This is a genomic window from Sphingopyxis sp. Root1497 (assembly GCF_001427085.1).
In the GTDB taxonomy this organism is placed as follows: domain Bacteria; phylum Pseudomonadota; class Alphaproteobacteria; order Sphingomonadales; family Sphingomonadaceae; genus Sphingopyxis.
The window spans coordinates 817,954-833,697 of record NZ_LMGF01000005.1 but is presented as its reverse complement, the minus strand read 5'-3'; the positions used below and the strand labels follow the sequence as shown (position 1 = coordinate 833,697).

At 66.7% G+C, this 15,744-nt stretch carries 20 protein-coding genes; 4 read left to right on the top strand and 16 right to left on the bottom strand.

Annotated elements, in window-relative coordinates:
• Positions 1–11: 11 nt before the first annotated feature.
• Genes trbJ through trbB form a run of 5 tightly spaced genes read right to left on the bottom strand, consistent with a single transcriptional unit; the run spans position 12 to position 4,726 of the window.
• Positions 12–722: a P-type conjugative transfer protein TrbJ gene (gene trbJ / locus ASD67_RS18485; RefSeq protein WP_056350356.1), complete on the bottom strand. Its 711-nt coding sequence runs from the start codon at positions 720–722 to the stop codon at positions 12–14.
• Positions 719–3,160, bottom strand: a complete 2,442-nt coding sequence (gene trbE, locus ASD67_RS18480; protein ID WP_056350354.1) for a conjugal transfer protein TrbE — start codon at positions 3,158–3,160, stop codon at positions 719–721. The genes trbJ and trbE overlap by 4 nt, the downstream gene beginning before the upstream one ends.
• Positions 3,157–3,417 carry a VirB3 family type IV secretion system protein gene (locus ASD67_RS18475; RefSeq protein WP_054727787.1) on the bottom strand — a complete coding sequence of 87 codons (261 nt, stop codon included), beginning with the start codon at positions 3,415–3,417 and terminating at the stop codon, positions 3,157–3,159. The genes trbE and ASD67_RS18475 overlap by 4 nt, the downstream gene beginning before the upstream one ends.
• Positions 3,417–3,749, bottom strand: a complete 333-nt coding sequence (locus ASD67_RS18470) for a TrbC/VirB2 family protein (RefSeq protein ID WP_056352144.1) — start codon at positions 3,747–3,749, stop codon at positions 3,417–3,419. Before ASD67_RS18470 ends, ASD67_RS18475 begins: the two co-directional genes overlap by 1 nt.
• Positions 3,749–4,726: a P-type conjugative transfer ATPase TrbB gene (trbB, locus tag ASD67_RS18465; RefSeq protein ID WP_056350352.1), complete on the bottom strand. Its 978-nt coding sequence runs from the start codon at positions 4,724–4,726 to the stop codon at positions 3,749–3,751. Before trbB ends, ASD67_RS18470 begins: the two co-directional genes overlap by 1 nt.
• 218 nt (positions 4,727–4,944) lie before the next feature.
• Between trbB and ASD67_RS18460 the strand changes: the two genes are divergently transcribed.
• The 4 genes from ASD67_RS18460 to ASD67_RS23530 are packed head-to-tail and all read left to right on the top strand — an operon-like array spanning position 4,945 to position 7,301.
• On the top strand, positions 4,945–5,463 hold the full coding sequence (locus ASD67_RS18460) for a helix-turn-helix transcriptional regulator (protein WP_056350349.1): 519 nt from the start codon (positions 4,945–4,947) through the stop codon (positions 5,461–5,463).
• A gap of 58 nt (positions 5,464–5,521) precedes the next feature.
• On the top strand, positions 5,522–5,851 hold the full coding sequence (locus ASD67_RS18455) for a hypothetical protein (protein WP_056350346.1): 330 nt from the start codon (positions 5,522–5,524) through the stop codon (positions 5,849–5,851).
• Positions 5,852–5,892: 41 nt separating this feature from the next.
• Entirely contained in the window at positions 5,893–6,381 is a 489-nt protein-coding gene (locus ASD67_RS23535; protein ID WP_056350344.1) for a hypothetical protein, read from the top strand.
• Positions 6,330–7,301, top strand: a complete 972-nt coding sequence (locus ASD67_RS23530; RefSeq protein WP_200938068.1) for a JAB domain-containing protein — start codon at positions 6,330–6,332, stop codon at positions 7,299–7,301. The genes ASD67_RS23535 and ASD67_RS23530 overlap by 52 nt, the downstream gene beginning before the upstream one ends.
• Here the strand turns inward: ASD67_RS23530 and ASD67_RS18440 are convergent.
• From ASD67_RS18440 to ASD67_RS18395, 11 genes are all read right to left on the bottom strand, one after another.
• Positions 7,277–7,708 carry a hypothetical protein gene (locus ASD67_RS18440; RefSeq protein ID WP_056350343.1) on the bottom strand — a complete coding sequence of 144 codons (432 nt, stop codon included), beginning with the start codon at positions 7,706–7,708 and terminating at the stop codon, positions 7,277–7,279. The two genes, ASD67_RS23530 and ASD67_RS18440, sit on opposite strands and share 25 nt — an antisense overlap.
• Positions 7,705–9,699, bottom strand: coding sequence for a conjugal transfer protein TraG (locus ASD67_RS18435; protein ID WP_056350340.1), 1,995 nt, complete (start codon positions 9,697–9,699; stop codon positions 7,705–7,707). Before ASD67_RS18435 ends, ASD67_RS18440 begins: the two co-directional genes overlap by 4 nt.
• A gap of 18 nt (positions 9,700–9,717) precedes the next feature.
• Complete coding sequence (locus ASD67_RS18430; RefSeq protein ID WP_056350338.1) at positions 9,718–11,460, bottom strand: relaxase/mobilization nuclease domain-containing protein; 1,743 nt, start codon at positions 11,458–11,460, stop codon at positions 9,718–9,720.
• A 222-nt stretch (positions 11,461–11,682) separates the two neighbouring features.
• Positions 11,683–12,411, bottom strand: a complete 729-nt coding sequence (locus ASD67_RS18425; protein WP_200938067.1) for a lytic transglycosylase domain-containing protein — start codon at positions 12,409–12,411, stop codon at positions 11,683–11,685.
• A gap of 3 nt (positions 12,412–12,414) precedes the next feature.
• Complete coding sequence (locus tag ASD67_RS18420; RefSeq protein WP_056350336.1) at positions 12,415–12,747, bottom strand: DUF736 domain-containing protein; 333 nt, start codon at positions 12,745–12,747, stop codon at positions 12,415–12,417.
• A complete protein-coding gene (locus tag ASD67_RS18415; protein WP_056350334.1) occupies positions 12,744–13,334 on the bottom strand; it encodes a S26 family signal peptidase in 591 nt (196 codons plus the stop codon). The genes ASD67_RS18420 and ASD67_RS18415 overlap by 4 nt, the downstream gene beginning before the upstream one ends.
• A complete protein-coding gene (locus ASD67_RS18410) occupies positions 13,331–13,837 on the bottom strand; it encodes a DUF2840 domain-containing protein (protein WP_056350332.1) in 507 nt (168 codons plus the stop codon). Before ASD67_RS18410 ends, ASD67_RS18415 begins: the two co-directional genes overlap by 4 nt.
• 35 nt (positions 13,838–13,872) lie before the next feature.
• Positions 13,873–14,124 carry a helix-turn-helix transcriptional regulator gene (locus tag ASD67_RS18405; RefSeq protein WP_054727809.1) on the bottom strand — a complete coding sequence of 84 codons (252 nt, stop codon included), beginning with the start codon at positions 14,122–14,124 and terminating at the stop codon, positions 13,873–13,875.
• Between the two features lie 117 nt (positions 14,125–14,241).
• Positions 14,242–14,853 (bottom strand): DNA -binding domain-containing protein, encoded by a 612-nt coding sequence (locus tag ASD67_RS18400; RefSeq protein WP_235535735.1) that lies wholly within the window; start codon positions 14,851–14,853, stop codon positions 14,242–14,244.
• Entirely contained in the window at positions 14,813–15,022 is a 210-nt protein-coding gene (locus tag ASD67_RS23810; protein WP_082545170.1) for a transcriptional regulator domain-containing protein, read from the bottom strand. The genes ASD67_RS18400 and ASD67_RS23810 overlap by 41 nt, the downstream gene beginning before the upstream one ends.
• A gap of 183 nt (positions 15,023–15,205) precedes the next feature.
• Entirely contained in the window at positions 15,206–15,523 is a 318-nt protein-coding gene (locus tag ASD67_RS18395; RefSeq protein WP_056350330.1) for a DUF736 domain-containing protein, read from the bottom strand.
• Positions 15,524–15,744 lie beyond the last annotated feature (221 nt).

Here is a 15,744-nt window from a genome sequence, read left to right as displayed (position 1 = left end):
CCCGGCCCATCTCAATTGCCCTTGCGGAAGCGGCGGAAGCGTTCGCGGCCTTCGGCTTCGGCAGCGGCCGCGCGCGCGGCATCGAGCATCTCGGCGCGCCCCTGCGCCGTCATGACGGCGGCAAGGTCGGCGATCTGCTGCGACTGGATCGCGAGCAGCTGATTGCCCGCCTGCGCGGCCTGAAGCGCGCCGGTGGCCGACTGGCTGGCGCCGACGACAGTCGAGATCGACGTCCGCGTCCCGCCCATGTTCGAAACGATGCCGGCCTGCACCTTCATCGCGTCCTCGAAGGCGCCGACGCTGTCCTTCCAGCGCGCCTCGGCGTTGGCGACGAGCGCCGACGTCGGGCCCGAAAAGGCGGTGCCCTTGTAGCGCTGCTCGAAGTCCTTGCGGATGTCGGCGACGTCATAGGCAATGCCTTCGGCCTCGCTCAGCAGCTGCTTCGTCTGGTCGATCTGCGCCTGCAGTTCGCCGAGCGTCGAGACCGGCAGGCTCTGCAGGTTGCGCGCCTCGTTGAGCAGCGAGGTCGCCTGGTTCTGGAGCTGCTTGATCTGGTTGTTGATCTGCTCGAGCGTGCGCGCGGCAGTCAGGATATTCTGCGAATAGTTGCGCGGATCGTGGACGATACCGCCGGCCTGCGCGCTCGCCGGCGCCGCGATCATCGGACCGGCGGCGGACGCGAGCAGCGCCGCAGCCAGAACGCGGACGATATTCTTCTTCATCGGGGGTACTCCTGGTTGGGGGCGACGGTGGGGGGAAGCAGCTCGGCCGCCCATTCGAGCTTGCGGTGGGAGAGCCAGGCGGCCGCGAACCCGCCGCGGCCGTGCGCGGCGAAGAGCTCGCCGATGCGGGTCTGGTCGGTCTTCGAGGAGGCGGCCGTGAAGGCGAGTGCAATGTCGCCGAGGCCCAGGTCGAAGAGGCGGTTGCCGCGGCGCGACTGGCAATAATAATCGCGCTTCGGCGTCGCCCGGCTCAATATCTCGATCTGCCGATCGTTGAGCCCGAACCGTTCGTAGATGCGGGCGATCTGCGGCTCGAGCGCACGCTCGTTCGGCAAGAAGATGCGGGTGGGACAGCTCTCGATGATCGCAGGCGCGATGCTCGACGTCTCGATGTCGGCGAGGCTCTGCGTCGCGAAGACGACGCTGGCGTTTTTCTTGCGCAGCGTCTTGAGCCATTCGCGGAGCTGCGCGGCGAAGGTCGGGCTGTCGAGAATGAGCCAGCCTTCGTCGATGATGATCAGCGTCGGGGACCCGTCGAGACGCCCTGAGATGCGGTGGAAGAGATAGGAGAGCACAGCGCCCGCTGACGAGGCGCCGACGAGTCCCTCGGTCTCGAAGACCTGCACGAACGCGTCGCCGAGCCTTTCCTCTTCGGCATCGAGCAGCCGGCCCCAAGGACCGCCGACGAGATAGGGCGCCAATGCCTGCTTGAGTTCGATCGACTGGAGCAGCACGGCCAGACCGGTGAGCGTCCGCTCCCCGACCGGCGCGGTTGAGAGTGACGTCAGCGCCGTCCAGAGGTGCTCCTTCGCCGCGGGATCGATCTCCACGCCCTCGCCCGCGAGCATCGCGGCGAGCCATTCCGCCGCCCAGTTCCGCTCGGCCGCTTCGTCGATCCGCGCGAGCGGCTGCAGCGCCACCCCGCCTTCTGCGTCGTGCAGCGCACCGCCGAGATCCTGCCAGTCGCCGCCCATCGCGAGCGCAGCAGCGCGGATCGAGCCGCCAAAGTCGAAGGCGAATATCTGCGCCCGCAGATAGCGGCGGAACTGCATTGCCATCGTGGCGAGCAGCACCGACTTGCCCGCACCGGTCGGGCCGACGACGAGGCAGTGGCCGACATCGCCGACATGGAGGGAAAGGCGGAACGGGGTCGAGCCTTCGGTCTTGCCATACAGCAAGGGGGCATCACCGAAATGCTCGTCCCGTTCCGCCCCCGCCCACACGGCGGATAGGGGTATCATGTGGGCGAGATTGAGCGTCGAAACAGGAGGCTGGCGGACATTGGCATAGACATGGCCGGGCAGGCCCCCGAGCCAGGCCTCGATCGCGTTCATGCCCTCGATCGTGCAGGTGAAGTCGCGGCCCTGGATGACCTTCTCGACGAGACGCAGTTTCTCCGCCGCAAGCGCCGGATCGGCGTCCCACACGGTCACGGTGGCCGTCACATAGGCGATGCCGGCATGGTCGGCCCCGAGTTCCTGCAGCGCGACATCGGCATCGGCCGCCTTGTTCGAGGCATCGCTGTCCATCAGGACCGACTGCTCGTTGGTCATCACCTCCTTCAGGATCGCCGCGATCGACTTGCGCTTCGCGAACCACTGCCGCCGGATCTTCGTAAGCAGCTTGGTCGCGTCGGTCTTGTCGAGCATGATGGCGCGGGTCGACCAGCGATAGGCGAAGGCGAGCCGGTTGAGCTCGTCGAGCAGCCCCGGCCAAGTCGACGACGGGAAGCCGGTGATCGTCAGCGTCCGCAGATGCGCCGACCCAAGCCGCGGCTCGAGCCCGCCGACGAGCGGCTGATCGGTCAGAAGCGCGTCGAGATAGACTGGCGTCTCGGGCACGCGAACGCGCTGGCGCTTGGTCGAGACGGTCGAGTGGAGGTAGGTCAGCGTCTCGCCGTCATCCAGCCACTCGGCCTCGGGCATGAAGCCCTCGACGAGATGGAGGACGCGGTTCGTCCGGTCGACGAAGCTCACGACATGCTCGCGCGGAGCGACGCCCGAACGCGCCATGCCCTCATAAAGCCAGCTTTCCGCGCGCGAGGCGTCCTCGGCCGGCGGCATCCACAGGAGGGTCAGGAAATAGCGGCTCTCGAAATGCGCCCCTTCCTCCCGGAACTGCTCGCGGCGCTCCATATCGACCAGCGCCGAGGCCGGATCGGGAAACTCCGATTGCGGATAGTCGCTCGCGGGCAGGCGCTGCGCCTCGACGAACACCGCCCAGCCCGAGCCGAGGCGCCGCAGCGCATTGTTGAGCCGTGAGGTCACCGCGACGAGTTCGGCGGGCGTGGCGCTGTCGAGATCGGGGCCGCGGAAGCGCGCCGTGCGCTGCACCGATCCGTCCTTGTTCAGCACCACTCCCTCGCCCACCAGCGCGACCCACGGGAGAAAATCGGCAAGGCAGGCGGATTTCGAGCGATATTCGGCAAGGTTCATCATGGCCGCATCCAGACAGGATATTTGAGGTGACGCCTTGCGACGTCGACGAAGAGGGGATCGCGGCGCGCCGCCCAGACCGAGAGCGCATGGCCGATCGCCCAGATGGCAATGCCTGCGATCCAAAGGCGAAGTCCGAGTCCGATCGCCCCAGCAAGCGTGCCGTTGACGATCGCGAGCGACCGCGGCGCGCCGCCGAGCAAGATCGGCTCGGCGAGCGCCCGGTGAACCGGGGCGAAGAAGCCCGGAACCTCCTCCATCAGATCAGCGCTCCGCCGCCGAAGGAAAAGAAGGACAGGAAGAAACTCGACGCCGCGAAGGCGATCGACAGACCGAACACAATCTGGACGAGGCGGCGGAACCCGCCCGACGTGTCGCCGAATGCGAGGCTGAGGCCCGTCACGATGATGATGATCACCGCAACGATCTTGGCGACCGGCCCCTCGATGCTCTCGAGGATCGATTGCAGCGGCGCTTCCCACGGCATCGACGAACCGCCGGCATGCGCCGGGGCGGAAACGACCAGCGCGACGAACAGCGCGGTAGAGCAGAGCAAGGCGCGACGGGCGCCATGCCGGAAGGCATGGGTCATCATATTTCTCCTTCGGGGATGAGCGGGGTGATGCAGAACTGGCCGGTCGCAGGGTCGAGGCCATCGACACGGGCAAGTTCGGAAAGGCGGCGCCCGGTGCCGTCGCGTACCAGCACGGCGACAAGGTCGATCGTCTCGGCGAGCAGCGCGCGCGGAACCGTCACCACGGCCTCCTGAATGAGTTGCTCCATCCGGCGCAGCGAGCCGAGTGCGGTCCCCGCATGGATCGTGCCGATACCGCCAGGGTGACCGGTGCCCCACGCCTTCAGAAGCTCAAGCGCCTCCGCTCCCCGGACTTCGCCGATCGGGATGCGATCAGGCCGTAGACGGAGCGAAGAGCGCACGAGGTCCGCGAGCGTCGCCACGCCGTCCTTCGTTCGCATCGCGACGAGATTGGGCGCGGCGCATTGAAGCTCGCGAGTATCTTCGATCAGAACGATGCGATCCGACGTCTTCGCAACTTCCGCGAGCAATGCGTTGGTAAGCGTAGTTTTTCCGGTACCGGTACCGCCGGCCACCAGAATATTTTTCCGCTCGGACACTGCGCAGCGGAGGATCTCGGCCGAGAGGTCCGACATGATACCGGCGGTGGCATAATCGTGAAGGGTGAACACCGCGACGGCGGGCTTCCGGATGGCGAAGGTCGGCGCTGCCACCACCGGCGGCAACAGCCCTTCGAAGCGCTCGCCGGTCTCCGGGAGTTCGGCAGAGACGCGCGGCGAGCCAGCGTGGACCGCGGCGCCAACATGATGCGCGACGAGGCGAATGATGCGTTCGCCATCGGCGGCGGCAAGAAGGATGCCGCTGTCGGCGATGCCGATGCCCAACCGGTCGACCCAAAGACGGCCATCGGGGTTGAGCATGATCTCGATGACCGAGGGGTCGGCAAGCCATTCGGCGATGGCGCCGCCAAGCGCGGTCCGGAGCATGCGCGCGCCGCGTGCCTGCGGCTCATTGCCGGTCGATGCTGCGCCCATCGGAGTCCCCGTTCATTGGTCCGGGCAACGGCGCCCGGCTCGACGGGGACGAGTAAGAGACGCAGAAAAGTCCCGGCTTCAACAGGGATTTACGCGCGTCAAACCATCGGAAAGAATGACTAGCCATTGCCTATGCAGCCGGCTCGGTCTGCAGCCATCTTACCGCGACTCACTCCGATGATGCTTGCGCGCGGCGCTATTTCGACAATCATGTAAACATGAATGATTCGGGGTCGCACCCACTTGACGACGAAGCTCGATGGAACCGCCTGACAAAGAAGCAGCGCGCGTGCCTTGACCTGCTCATCGAGCACAAGACCTCGAAAGAGATCGCCCGGCTTCTCGATATTTCGAAGCACACCGTCGATCAGCGGTTGAATCTGGCGCGCGACACACTTGGCGCGCAGGACCGGAACGAGTCCGCCTTCATCTACCGTCAGATGAAGGAGAAATACGACCGAGTGACATACGACGCGGTGGAGGTTCCGGCGACGCCGGCATTGGTGCGATCCGAGTTTCCGGACGGCGGCTCGCCCAACCTCATGGAACTGCACGACAGTTCGGCGTTGCGGGGCGGGTCATCGGGAATTCGCCCGCCGTTCAGAGGTCTTTTCAAGCGCGATCATAATTCGGCAAACCGGCTTTGGATCTATCTCGCCGGACTTGCCGCTGCGGTCTGGATTGTCCTGGGTGGTCTCGGCGTTGCCCAAGCGCTGAACCAGCTGATCCAGAACTGACCTCTCTTGAAATCGGTCCAATTGGCTGAGGCTCTGCGGCTTCGGCGAAGGAGAACCTATGTCTGAGAATATTGCCGCAATGGCGGCCCGGCTGCATCGCGACGTCCCAAATGCCGAGGGAAGTATCGACGACGCGCTGATTGCCGTGGCTTCGCTCACCACCAGCGTCGTTATGGCCCGGCGCGCGATCGGCGCACCGGCGAAAACGGGCCAAGGAACGATCATACGCTTGGTCGAGGCGCAGATGTCGCTCGTCAAGGTCAGCGGCAGCATTCTTCGCGCGCACAATGAGCTGGCCGAGATCGGCAAGGAAACGGCCGGGTACGATCTGCGCGAATGCCCATCCGTTGCCGGCACGAAGGTCGTTCCGCTTTCTTCGGCTGCGTGAAGCGAATTGACCGAGAGCGATCCGCATGAAAAGTCACGAGAATGCGCATAGCCATTTTCGCCACGATATTGCTGATCGCTCTCGTCTATGCGGCGCGGAAGGGTGGCGGACCCGAGCGGGCGATGGTCGGGATAGCCGTTACCATCGTGGTCTGGGATCGCTTGTTGGTCGCTTCTGGGCTGGTCTCCTATCATGTGCTCGATATTGGTTATCTCGCGCAAGACGCATTTGGAGCCCTAGCGACGCTTGCCCTGGCGATGGTCGCATACCGCTTCTGGACCATTCCCGCGGCGATACTTCATGCTTTGCCCCTGCTCGCTCACCTGAGCCGAGCCGTGGACCTCTCCATCAGTCCTGTCGTGTATCTGACGATGCAGGTGGCATCGTCCTGGCTGGTGCCACCCCTGCTAATCCTTGCAACCTGGCATCACCAGCGTCGCCTGAAGCAGTGCGGCAGCGATCCGTCCTGGCACATCTCGTGGAAATCGCAGCCCCGGGACAAGGGGCAGCACTCGCCAACGCCCTCCTAGACGAATTCCAGTCGCTCGGCCGCCTGTGGGCGCAAGAGCCCGAGGCCATAGCGAGAATCGTCGGCAGCAATTCTCCCGTGGCATCCCTCATCCTGCACGCCCGCGACGCCGCAATCGCGGCGGCGAGTTCCGACATCCGCGGAATTCGCATCGATCCGTTCGCAGCTGAGGTCAGACAGTATCTGATCTTGTCGATGGGCAGCCTTGCGGACGAGCGCTTCCGCATCCTGTTTCTTGATTCTTCGCACCGCCTGATCACCGACGAAGAGATGCAGCGCGGGACGACTTCCCAGATCAGCCTCTATCCGCGAACCATCTTTCGCCGTGCCCTCGAGGTGAACTCTGCCGCCATCATTCTCGTCCACAATCACCCGAGCGGCGATCCGAGCCCAAGCGCGGAAGATATCGAAGTGACGAGGCGCCTTGACCAGATTGGCAGATCGCTGGGGATCGAGGTGCTCGACCATATCATCGTCACCGCCGCCTACGCACATCACCTCATCAGTCGCGATCCGACGGCCATTCGCGAGGCGGCGGCACCTTTCACCCTCCGAAGCCCTGGCAGCCAGCAGACCTCGGACGACGAGGACCTGGCGCTCGCCAACGCACGGGCGACGATGCGGCGACGGCTGCTCCGCCAACAATTGCTCGGCGCGCCCGAGCTCTTCGGCGATCCGGCGTGGGAGATGCTGATCGATCTCTTCATCCACGAATGCGAGCGAAAGCCGATCTCGGTGACCTCGCTATGCGTTACACCCAGCATTCCCATGAGCAGCGCCATTCGGCTCTGTCAAAAGCTCTGCGACGCCAACCTCATCCGGCGCAAACCGGATCTCTATGATGGTCGCCGCGTCTTCGTCGAACTCAACCCCGACGTGTCCCACCGCCTCCGCGCCTATTTCCTCGCCGGGTCCGATTGAGCATCTCCGCGGCTCAACTCTGCCGCCAGCTTGGCGCCGCCGTCCATCCGCTTTGCGAGCGCATCGATAAATCCCTCCCACCGCCGCTTGCCGGTCGCCTGCGCTGCAACGAGCGCGTCGTCCGGGAGCGGAGCCGTGCTGGTCAGCCAATGCCGCACAAAGAGCGCCAGCGTCTCGTTGGTGAGGTCGGTATGCCATTCGAGGCGTTCGAGGAGGCGGACCAAGCGGTCGAGGCGGCGGATCAGCAGCGCTTCGGCCCGGTCCTGATCCTGGGGTAGCAACAAGGCGGTAAGCGCGGCCTCCACGACCTCGGTCTTGGTGGTGCCGCGCTGCCGGGCCCGATCTTCCACGCTTCGCACCAGACCAGCGTCGAGGCGGAACGTCTGCTTGATATGAGCGCGGCTCACAGGTCGATCCCGTCACCGGGATCGAGCGAGGCATTGCGCGCCGCGCGCGACAGGCGGCGATCAGCAGCCGCCCGGGCGCGGGCTGCGTCGGCCTGCGCGTCGTCGTCCGCATAGTCGAACTCGCCCTGCACCGGGCGGCTTGGCGGTAAGACATCCTCATGCGGGGGAAGCTCGGGCTCCTGGCGGATCCCGCCGTTCGCCGCGTCGCTCCCGCTATCGGGCTCTTCCTTCGCCGCGGGCGCTGGTAAGGCAGGCCGCGCAGGCGCCGTCGCCCCTGCATTCGGGTCGTTCCAATCATTCGGCTTCATTGGACTGTCCTTTCGGTCCGGCGGCGCGATGATCCGCGCACGAAACCGGGCATCGAGAAAATAGCGCGCCTTCCTCGCCCGGATCGGCGCAAGACCCGCGACCATCACGATCTCGTCGTCGGGCGGGAGCTGCATCACCTCGCCGGGCGTGAGCAAGGCGCGGGCCGTCTCGGTACGCGATACCATCAGGTGACCGAGCCATGGCGAGAGCCGGTGGCCGGCATAATTCTTCATCGCGCGCTGTTCTGTGGCGGTCCCGAGTGCGTCGGATATGCGCTTGGCGGTTCGCTCGTCGTTGGTCGCGAAACTGACGCGGACATGGCAATTGTCGAGGATCGCGTTGTTCTGGCCATAGGCCTTCTCGATCTGGTTGAGCGATTGGGCAATCAGGAAAGCCTTGATGCCGTACCCAGCCATAAAGGCGAGCGCGCTTTCGAAGAAGTCGAGCCGCCCGAGCGCCGGGAATTCGTCGAGCATCAGCAACAGCCGGCGCGGCCGCGCCGCGGGGTTGAGTTCCTCGGTCAGGCGCCGCCCGATCTGGTTGAGAATGAGGCGGATCAGCGGCTTGGTTCGGCTGATGTCGCCCGGCGGCACGACGAGATAGAGCGAGACCGGGACATCATCCTCCATGAGGTCGGCGATCCGCCATTCGGACGATCCGGTGACAGCGGCGATGACCGGGTCGCGGTAGAGGCCGAGAAAGGACATGGCCGTCGAGAGCACGCCCGACCGCTCATTCTCGCTCTTGTTCAGCAGTTCCTGCGCCGCTGCCGCGACCACCGGGTGGACCGATGTGCCGAGGTGCTTCGTCGTCTTCATGCGCCGCAGCGTCGTCTCGATCGGGCGGCGCGGGTCGGACAGGAAGGCGGCGACGCCCGCGAGCGTCTTGTCCTCCTCGGCATAAAGGACATGGAGGATTGCGCCCGCAAGCAGCGCATGGCTCGTTTTCTCCCAGTGGTTTCTTTTCTCGAGGCTGCCCTCGGGATCGACGAGAACGTCGGCGACATTCTGCACGTCGCGCACCTCCCACTCGCCGCGGCGGACCTCGAAGAGCGGATTATAGGCGGCCGAGGCCTTGTTGGTGGGATCGAAGAGCAGCACGCGGCCGTGCTTCGCGCGGAAGCCAGCGGTAAGCTCCCAATTCTCGCCCTTGATGTCATGGACGATGCAACTGCCGGGCCATGTCAGCAACGTCGGGATGACGAGGCCGACGCCCTTCCCCGACCGCGTCGGCGCGAAGCAAAGGAGATGCTCGGCGCCATCGTGGCGCAGATAGCGTTTGCCAAGCCGCCCGATGATCACCCCGTCCTCGCCGAGCATGCCGGCGGCGCGAACCTCGCGTTCGCTCGCCCAGCGCGCCGAGCCGTAAGTCTCGGCGCGGCGACGCTCGCGGGCGCGCCAGATCGACATGAAGATGGCGACGATGATTGACAGGAAGCCGCCCGAGGCGGCGATCGCCGCGCCGCGATAGAAGACCGGCGGCGCATAGGCATCGAAGGCGAACCACCACCAGAAGAAGGCCGGCGGGGGATAGACGGGATAGCCCGATAGGTAGAACCAGGGGTCGCCGAGCGCCGCCTGATAGCCAAGCTCCCATGCCGTCCACTGCGTCGCGGTCCAAACCGCGCCAAGGACGATCAGGAAGATGACGGTGATTTGCCCCCAGAGGATGCGGTCGTTCATGGGTCTTCTCCTGTCCGGTCAGATGCCGATCCCGCGGCCGCGGCCGAGCGACCAGTCGATGCCGCCGGTCGCCGTCGCGGCTCCGCTGATATGCTTGCCGAGGTGCGGCTCGAGCGCCGGCCGCCAGGGCACGAGCTGGAAGCCGAGCCCGTCGTCGATCATCGCGAAGCGTCCCGAGGCGAGCTGCACGCGCTCGCGGTAGATGCCGCTCACATGCTCGCCCGGCGCCGATGGCCGATGCTCGAGTCCGGTTCGCGCCGCAATCGCGTCCACCGCTGCGTCGATCTCGCTGCGGCGGAGCATCTCGATCCGCTCACGGGACGACTGGCGCTCCATGCCGCGCGGCGATAATTCCTCGCGCTCGAGAAAGGCGGTGCGCGCCTTCATCGCATCCCGGACCTCGCGGCCGAAGCCTTGGGAGCGCATCGACCGATCGGGCGCGGCAAGCTGCCGATCGAGCCAGGTCGCGCCGCGCGCCTCGACCTGTTCGCCGAGCGGCAGATCCGAGCGAACCGCGAGCGACATGTGGCGGGCGCCGTCGCTGCCGTCCCAGTGCCTCAGTTCGACGATCGCGCCAGGCTTTGCGTCGCCAGTCCACTCGAGGTCTGGAAAGCGGATATGGTGGGTTCGGCCATCCACCCCGTCGACGATCGCATAGGCGGAGCCCGCGAGTTCGTCGTCGAGCCCGCGTGCGACGAGGCGGCCGATGACTGCCCGTTCGCCCTGTTCGCCGATTGCCAGGGCCGAAGGATCGAATGCGATCCCGCGCGCCGACATCTCGCGGTGCATGGTCTTGATGATATCGCCGCGTTCCCCGATGGCGCGAAGCCTCTCCTCGGCCGCCGGATCGATGAGATATTGGGCGGGGCCGACCCGGGATACGAGCCCCAGCGCTTCGAGCTTCGCGACGCGCCCCAACAGGTGCTGGTTGGTTCCCGCCTCGCGCCCCGCGATCGGACGGAGGTCGACGATTTCATTCTCGCGCGATCGCCGCGCGAGTTCGGCATCGAGGCTGGTCCAGCGCTCGGCCTCGACTTCGCGGCGCAGGGCCGCATCGACCTGAAGCTCGCTCTTGGGGCCAAGCTCCAAAGTCGCGATCTCCGACGCGCGGTCGCGCACACCCTCTGCCATATAGCCCCGGTCGATAACGAGATCGGTGCCGTCTGCGGCGGCGCCGCGCACCAGGACATGGATGTGCGGATTGTCGGTATTCCAATGATCGACCGCAACCCAGTCGAGGCGCGTCTCGAGATCGATCTCGAGCTGGCGCATCAGGTCGCGCGTGTAGCCGCGCAGGTCTCCAAGCTCGGCCGCATCCTCGGGACTGACAATGAAACGGAAGTGGTGACGATCGCCGCCGCAGCGCTCAGCGAAGGCGCTGCGATCGGCCTCATCGCCGGCGGCATCGAACATAGAGGCGTCGCGTCCGTCACGGGTCACGCCGTCGCGTTCGAGATAGGCTATGTGACGTCCGAGCGGGGCGGCGCGAAAACCCGCCCCGCGATGCCGGACGATCCGCGCCATCACGGTGACACGGCGCATCGCCGCGCCGCGCCGGATGACCGCAAGCGCCCGGCGACCGCGCCCGTGGCGGCCGGTCCCGCCGCGCGAAGGCCCGGCGCGCCGGAGCCGCGTGGCGCCGGAACGCGCGGCCGCGCGCCGCACTTCCGCCGCGAGCCGCTTGCCGCGGGCAGCAGAACCCGCCCCCGCGTCTCTCCCCCGTCCCGGCCTGACCCGGAAATCATTGTCGTCACCGCTCATCGACTGCGTGCCAGACGGCAAGCCGTTGAAAGGAAGACGTATCCCGCATCAAATATGGCGCGGCGGACGATGTGCCATACGCAAAAGCCGATACAAACCAACCACATACCGCCAGCGAGCTGGCCGGTCTTTTATCTTGCCATGCCCCCTTTTCCTCCCCGACGAGCCAAAACCCCCGAGCCAACAGGTCCCGGCAAGCCATCGAAGGCGAGGCGCGATGCGTCATTGGTCGCGGCCGGAAAGCGGAACGAAGAGCGCCGCAGGCGCGCGAGGTGATGCAGCTTCCGCTGCATTTGCGCTGCGCCCGGATTGCAGCGGAGCTGCACCGGGCTGCGCAGCCGCATCGTCGCCGGGGCGTTCGGCGAACAGCGAAGCGCTGCGCCAGGACGGTGCCGTCGGTGTCGGCGCGGGGGCGAGCGAAGCGACGCCCGATGCGCCGATCGCCGGAGCAATCGCGGCAACATAAGCGATGGTCTCGGCGGGAAGTCGGCGCCGTCCTGCCGCATAGGCGTCGGCGCGGCCGGGACCCGCATTATAGGCGGCGAGCATGAGCGAGACGTCGCCATATCGGTCCCACATCATGCGCAGATAGGCTGCACCCGCATGGATATTCGCGCGCGTATCGAAGGGGTCCGGTCCCAGCCCATATCGCGCAGTCAACATGGCCCAGGTCGCGGGCATGATCTGCATCAATCCCATCGCCCCCGCGTGCGACACAGCGCGCGATCGGCCGCGGCTTTCGACGTGCATGACGCGCCATATCCATGCCTCGGGAATGGCGAACCGCTGCGAAGCCTCGCTCACATGCGGTGCATAAGGATGAGCGGCAGGCGCGGCGGCAGCCTGCTCACGGGCTGCCGCCGGACCGGCAGGCAGCGCCGCGAGCGCCAGCAAGGCGGCAGCGGCGAGGCGCATGGCGCGGAAGCGCGCCGAGCGAGCCGAAGGCCGCATCACTCAGCCCTTCGCCTGCGGTGCCGGGCGCGACCACAGGAGATGATATTCATCCTCGTTTCGCGTGGAGCGAATGAGATTGGCGCGCAGCGGCGCGGGCAAGGCCGGGTCGCCGATCTGCAGCGCGATATAGGAACCGGCGCGCTCGCCGCTGCGGTCCCAGCCCGCTCCGATCTCGACGCCATCGTCGGCCTCGACGAGCAGCACCCGCCAACCGGGCGCGTTTTCCGCGTCGGACGGCGCAGCCGGAACGATCGCGATCATTGCGTCGAGCTGGAGGGTCCGGATCGATCCTGCATATCCGTCGCCTGCGGTCTGAAAGCTTCCGATCATCATGATGTCTGTTCCTTGTCCGGCAAGTTGGTGGAATGCCGCGCGCCGTTACGGCGCCAGCGAAGCGGCGCGCCGGAGGCGTCGCGGGTGAGAATGGGATGCGCGGTGCCGATGACGGCGGATGCCGGGAGCGGCCCGAAATATCGGCCGTCGAGGCTGTCGGGAGACAGGCCGAGGACGAAGAGCTCGCCGCGCCCCAGCCGGCGGCAGCCGAGCCAGAGCGGTAGCGTTCGTCCCATGCGGTCGGCAGATCGCGCGCGCGCCGCAGGCGCGCCGTCGATCGTGACGAATACGCCGCTGCGGCAGACGAACGCGCCGCTCGTTGCGGCGACGCGCTTCAGAAGCGGCACACCGCGCGGCAGATAGCCGCGCTCCGAAAGCCAGGCAGAGAGCGGCGCGGGCGGCGCAATGGCGACGAGGTCGCCGCGCGAAGGCTGAGCGCCGACGTCGATGGCGTAGAGCCCGGTCGGCACACTGGCGCTCGCGTTCCAGATGAGCCGCGGCTGCGGCGCGAGGATCGCGGCCGCGCCGAACAGCCCGCAAGATAGCGCGCCGCAGGCCGCGGTCGTGCGGAGCCACCGCCGGTTCATGGCCGGGCTTCGCCGCGGCGCAGCCACGCGGCATGGCGTTCGGCCGAGTAGGAGCGGAACGGCAGCGCGGCGGCGAGCCGCTGCCCGATATGGCGCCAGTGATCGGGCGACACGTCGCACACATCGACGCCCGAGGCCTCGATCATGTCGATCTCGCGGCACACCGCGCGGATCAGTTCGGGGTTGGAAAGGCTGAGAAGAATTTCCCCTCCCGGTCGAACACCCGGATGGGTACCAAAGGGCGCACCGGGCGCGACTGCCCTGATGATGGCAAGGCTCCAGAACACGTATCCGAGATCGTTCACGGTGCAGCCGATCAGCCCGAAGCTCGCCCCCGGTCGGAAAGATGCGATGCGCTTGTGCGGACCGCCGGATCGCTCGGCGGCAACCCGCCCGAAGCGGAGCTGCTGTTCGAGACGGCCCTCGATCCAGGTCAGCTCGACGTCGGTCAGGCCGCTTGCGGGCAACCGGAAGCCGACAGGCGGAGGGGCGGCCGCCGGCATGGGCGACGGCAAAGCCGAGGCCATTCGCGCGCGCATCAGCGGCGACCCGGGCGCAGCGGCGAGATATCGCCAACGCCGGGATCCGACGTCGATGTCTTGCGTCCGATCGCCGCCCAGGCGTCCAGGTCGGCGATTGCATAGACGACCCGGCCGCCCAGCTTGTGATAGCGCGGCCCGGTCCCGTAGCAGCGATGCTTCTCGAGGGTCGCCGCCGAGAGGCTCAAGTGGACGGCTGCTTCCGGTGTCCTCAGATAGCGGGCGACAACGGGCGTGGGACGATCGGACAATGGGGCCTCCTGCCAAGGACCGGAACCCGGATCAGGGTTCAGGAACGAGGAGGCGTTCTTGGAAAATCAAGCGGAGGATTCGGAACGGACAAAGCGAAGGGCGTCGGAATGTCCCGATCAGGCTGCGCCGAGCAGCGCGTTGAACCCGCCGTCGCGCATGGCAACGGCGGCGCGCTGCCAGCGCGCAATGCGGCGACGTTCGCTCGATGCGTCCCATTCGGCGGCGGAATAGTCGCGCGCCTCGGCGAGCAGCAGCGCCGCCGCCATGTCGCGGGCCGATGCGCCCTCGGCCATGGCGTCGAGAAGGCGAAGCCATTGGACGAGGCGCCAGTGCTCGGTCGCGCCCGGGACGCTGTCCGGCGCGGGACGGGTGCCACCCGTATCGAGAAGTTCACGGTGCAGCGCCATGATCAGCGAGGCACGGAGGCCGGCCTGCCCATCGGCGGGTGTGAGATACGCCAGCCGCTCGTTCGCGCGGCAGCGCCGGATCAGCAGACGATAGCGCCGTCCGCCGGCGAGCAGGACGATATGCCAGTCGCGGTACGAGAGCAGCTCGGCGGCAATCTCGGGTCCGCCGACGATCTCGGCGAGGCGCAGCGCGGCAAAGCCCTTGGGCGCCGGCCGTGCGATCGTGACGAAGGCGCAGGCCTGCGGCCGCCACAGGGCGGGTGCGGCCGCGGCGGGAAGATCAGGATCGAAGGCGAAAGACCAACCCCCAGCGGCTGGCAAGCCGCCGAAAGAGTCGCGCGCGGTCGGCGCCCGGCGCCGCCGCGGCGGCGGCATAGCTGCTGCGATAGGCGGGGCTTCGCCGCAGGAATTCCTGCGCGAAGTCCGCACGATCATATCGCTCGAATATTTTCGGAAAATATGGCGACTGCCATCCGACTGCCTGATCCATTCGCACCTCCGACCCGTTTGAGGAGAATAAACCGCCGCTTTCGGCCGGTTTTGGCCCGCCAATGGCGGCGTGGTTACCGGCGCATACATCATGGGCTTAGCGCAAAAATGTCCGAGCTACGCACGCTAAAGCCCTCAATCTGGATGTAACATCGCCCGGCCGAAGCCGGGCGATGGTGCGGCATTAATTGTCGCCGCGGCGGGACTGACGGCTCCAGACCAGGTCATATTCGCCCTCTTCGCCAGCGAAGAGCTGCGCGAAGATCGGGGCGATGAAGCTCGGGTCGTCGAGCTTGACCGAAAGATAGGGACGCTTGTCCTGGCTCGTCTTCGCCCAGGCTGCACCGACCTCGGCGTCGCCGACGAAGACGCGGTGGCTCGGGGCGTTGCCGCTGTGGTTCTGCTCGGGGGTGATGCGGACCGATCTGGCCTGCACCGAAAGCGTGACGATCTCGCCCTGATATTCACCCGAGGCGAGTTTGAAGCTGCCGATCTTGCTCATGACGATGTCCTTTGCTGCATGTCGGGCCGCACCAGCGCGGCCTCGATGCGCATCGACCGCCGGCAAGGGAGCGCGCCGCAGCCGCCAGGCCCGAAGCGAAGCGGAGGACGGCGGGCAAAGAGTTTCTTGGCTCGCGAGGAACGGCGGAACGCCGGGGGAAGAAAGTCGCGGGCCCGCCGTTGCGGCCAGCGATCCAGCGTCAGCGTCTTGCCGGCAGATGG

Excerpts from the sequence above, each read along its gene's own strand:
- ASD67_RS18415 (WP_056350334.1), bottom strand. The coding sequence starts at position 13,334 with ATGAACCGGCGGTGGCTCCGCACGACCGCGGCCTGCGGCGCGCTATCT.
- ASD67_RS18420 (WP_056350336.1), bottom strand. The coding sequence starts at position 12,747 with ATGATGATCGGAAGCTTTCAGACCGCAGGCGACGGATATGCAGGATCG.
- ASD67_RS23810 (WP_082545170.1), bottom strand. The coding sequence starts at position 15,022 with ATGGATCAGGCAGTCGGATGGCAGTCGCCATATTTTCCGAAAATATTC.
- ASD67_RS23535 (WP_056350344.1), top strand. The coding sequence starts at position 5,893 with ATGCGCATAGCCATTTTCGCCACGATATTGCTGATCGCTCTCGTCTAT.
- ASD67_RS18455 (WP_056350346.1), top strand. The coding sequence starts at position 5,522 with ATGTCTGAGAATATTGCCGCAATGGCGGCCCGGCTGCATCGCGACGTC.
- ASD67_RS18460 (WP_056350349.1), top strand. The coding sequence starts at position 4,945 with ATGAATGATTCGGGGTCGCACCCACTTGACGACGAAGCTCGATGGAAC.
- ASD67_RS18425 (WP_200938067.1), bottom strand. The coding sequence starts at position 12,411 with ATGCGGCCTTCGGCTCGCTCGGCGCGCTTCCGCGCCATGCGCCTCGCC.
- ASD67_RS18395 (WP_056350330.1), bottom strand. The coding sequence starts at position 15,523 with ATGAGCAAGATCGGCAGCTTCAAACTCGCCTCGGGTGAATATCAGGGC.
- trbE (WP_056350354.1), bottom strand. The coding sequence starts at position 3,160 with ATGATGAACCTTGCCGAATATCGCTCGAAATCCGCCTGCCTTGCCGAT.
- ASD67_RS18435 (WP_056350340.1), bottom strand. The coding sequence starts at position 9,699 with ATGAACGACCGCATCCTCTGGGGGCAAATCACCGTCATCTTCCTGATC.
- ASD67_RS18430 (WP_056350338.1), bottom strand. The coding sequence starts at position 11,460 with ATGAGCGGTGACGACAATGATTTCCGGGTCAGGCCGGGACGGGGGAGA.
- ASD67_RS18475 (WP_054727787.1), bottom strand. The coding sequence starts at position 3,417 with ATGGAGGAGGTTCCGGGCTTCTTCGCCCCGGTTCACCGGGCGCTCGCC.
- ASD67_RS18470 (WP_056352144.1), bottom strand. The coding sequence starts at position 3,749 with ATGACCCATGCCTTCCGGCATGGCGCCCGTCGCGCCTTGCTCTGCTCT.
- trbJ (WP_056350356.1), bottom strand. The coding sequence starts at position 722 with ATGAAGAAGAATATCGTCCGCGTTCTGGCTGCGGCGCTGCTCGCGTCC.
- trbB (WP_056350352.1), bottom strand. The coding sequence starts at position 4,726 with ATGGGCGCAGCATCGACCGGCAATGAGCCGCAGGCACGCGGCGCGCGC.
- ASD67_RS18410 (WP_056350332.1), bottom strand. The coding sequence starts at position 13,837 with ATGCCGGCGGCCGCCCCTCCGCCTGTCGGCTTCCGGTTGCCCGCAAGC.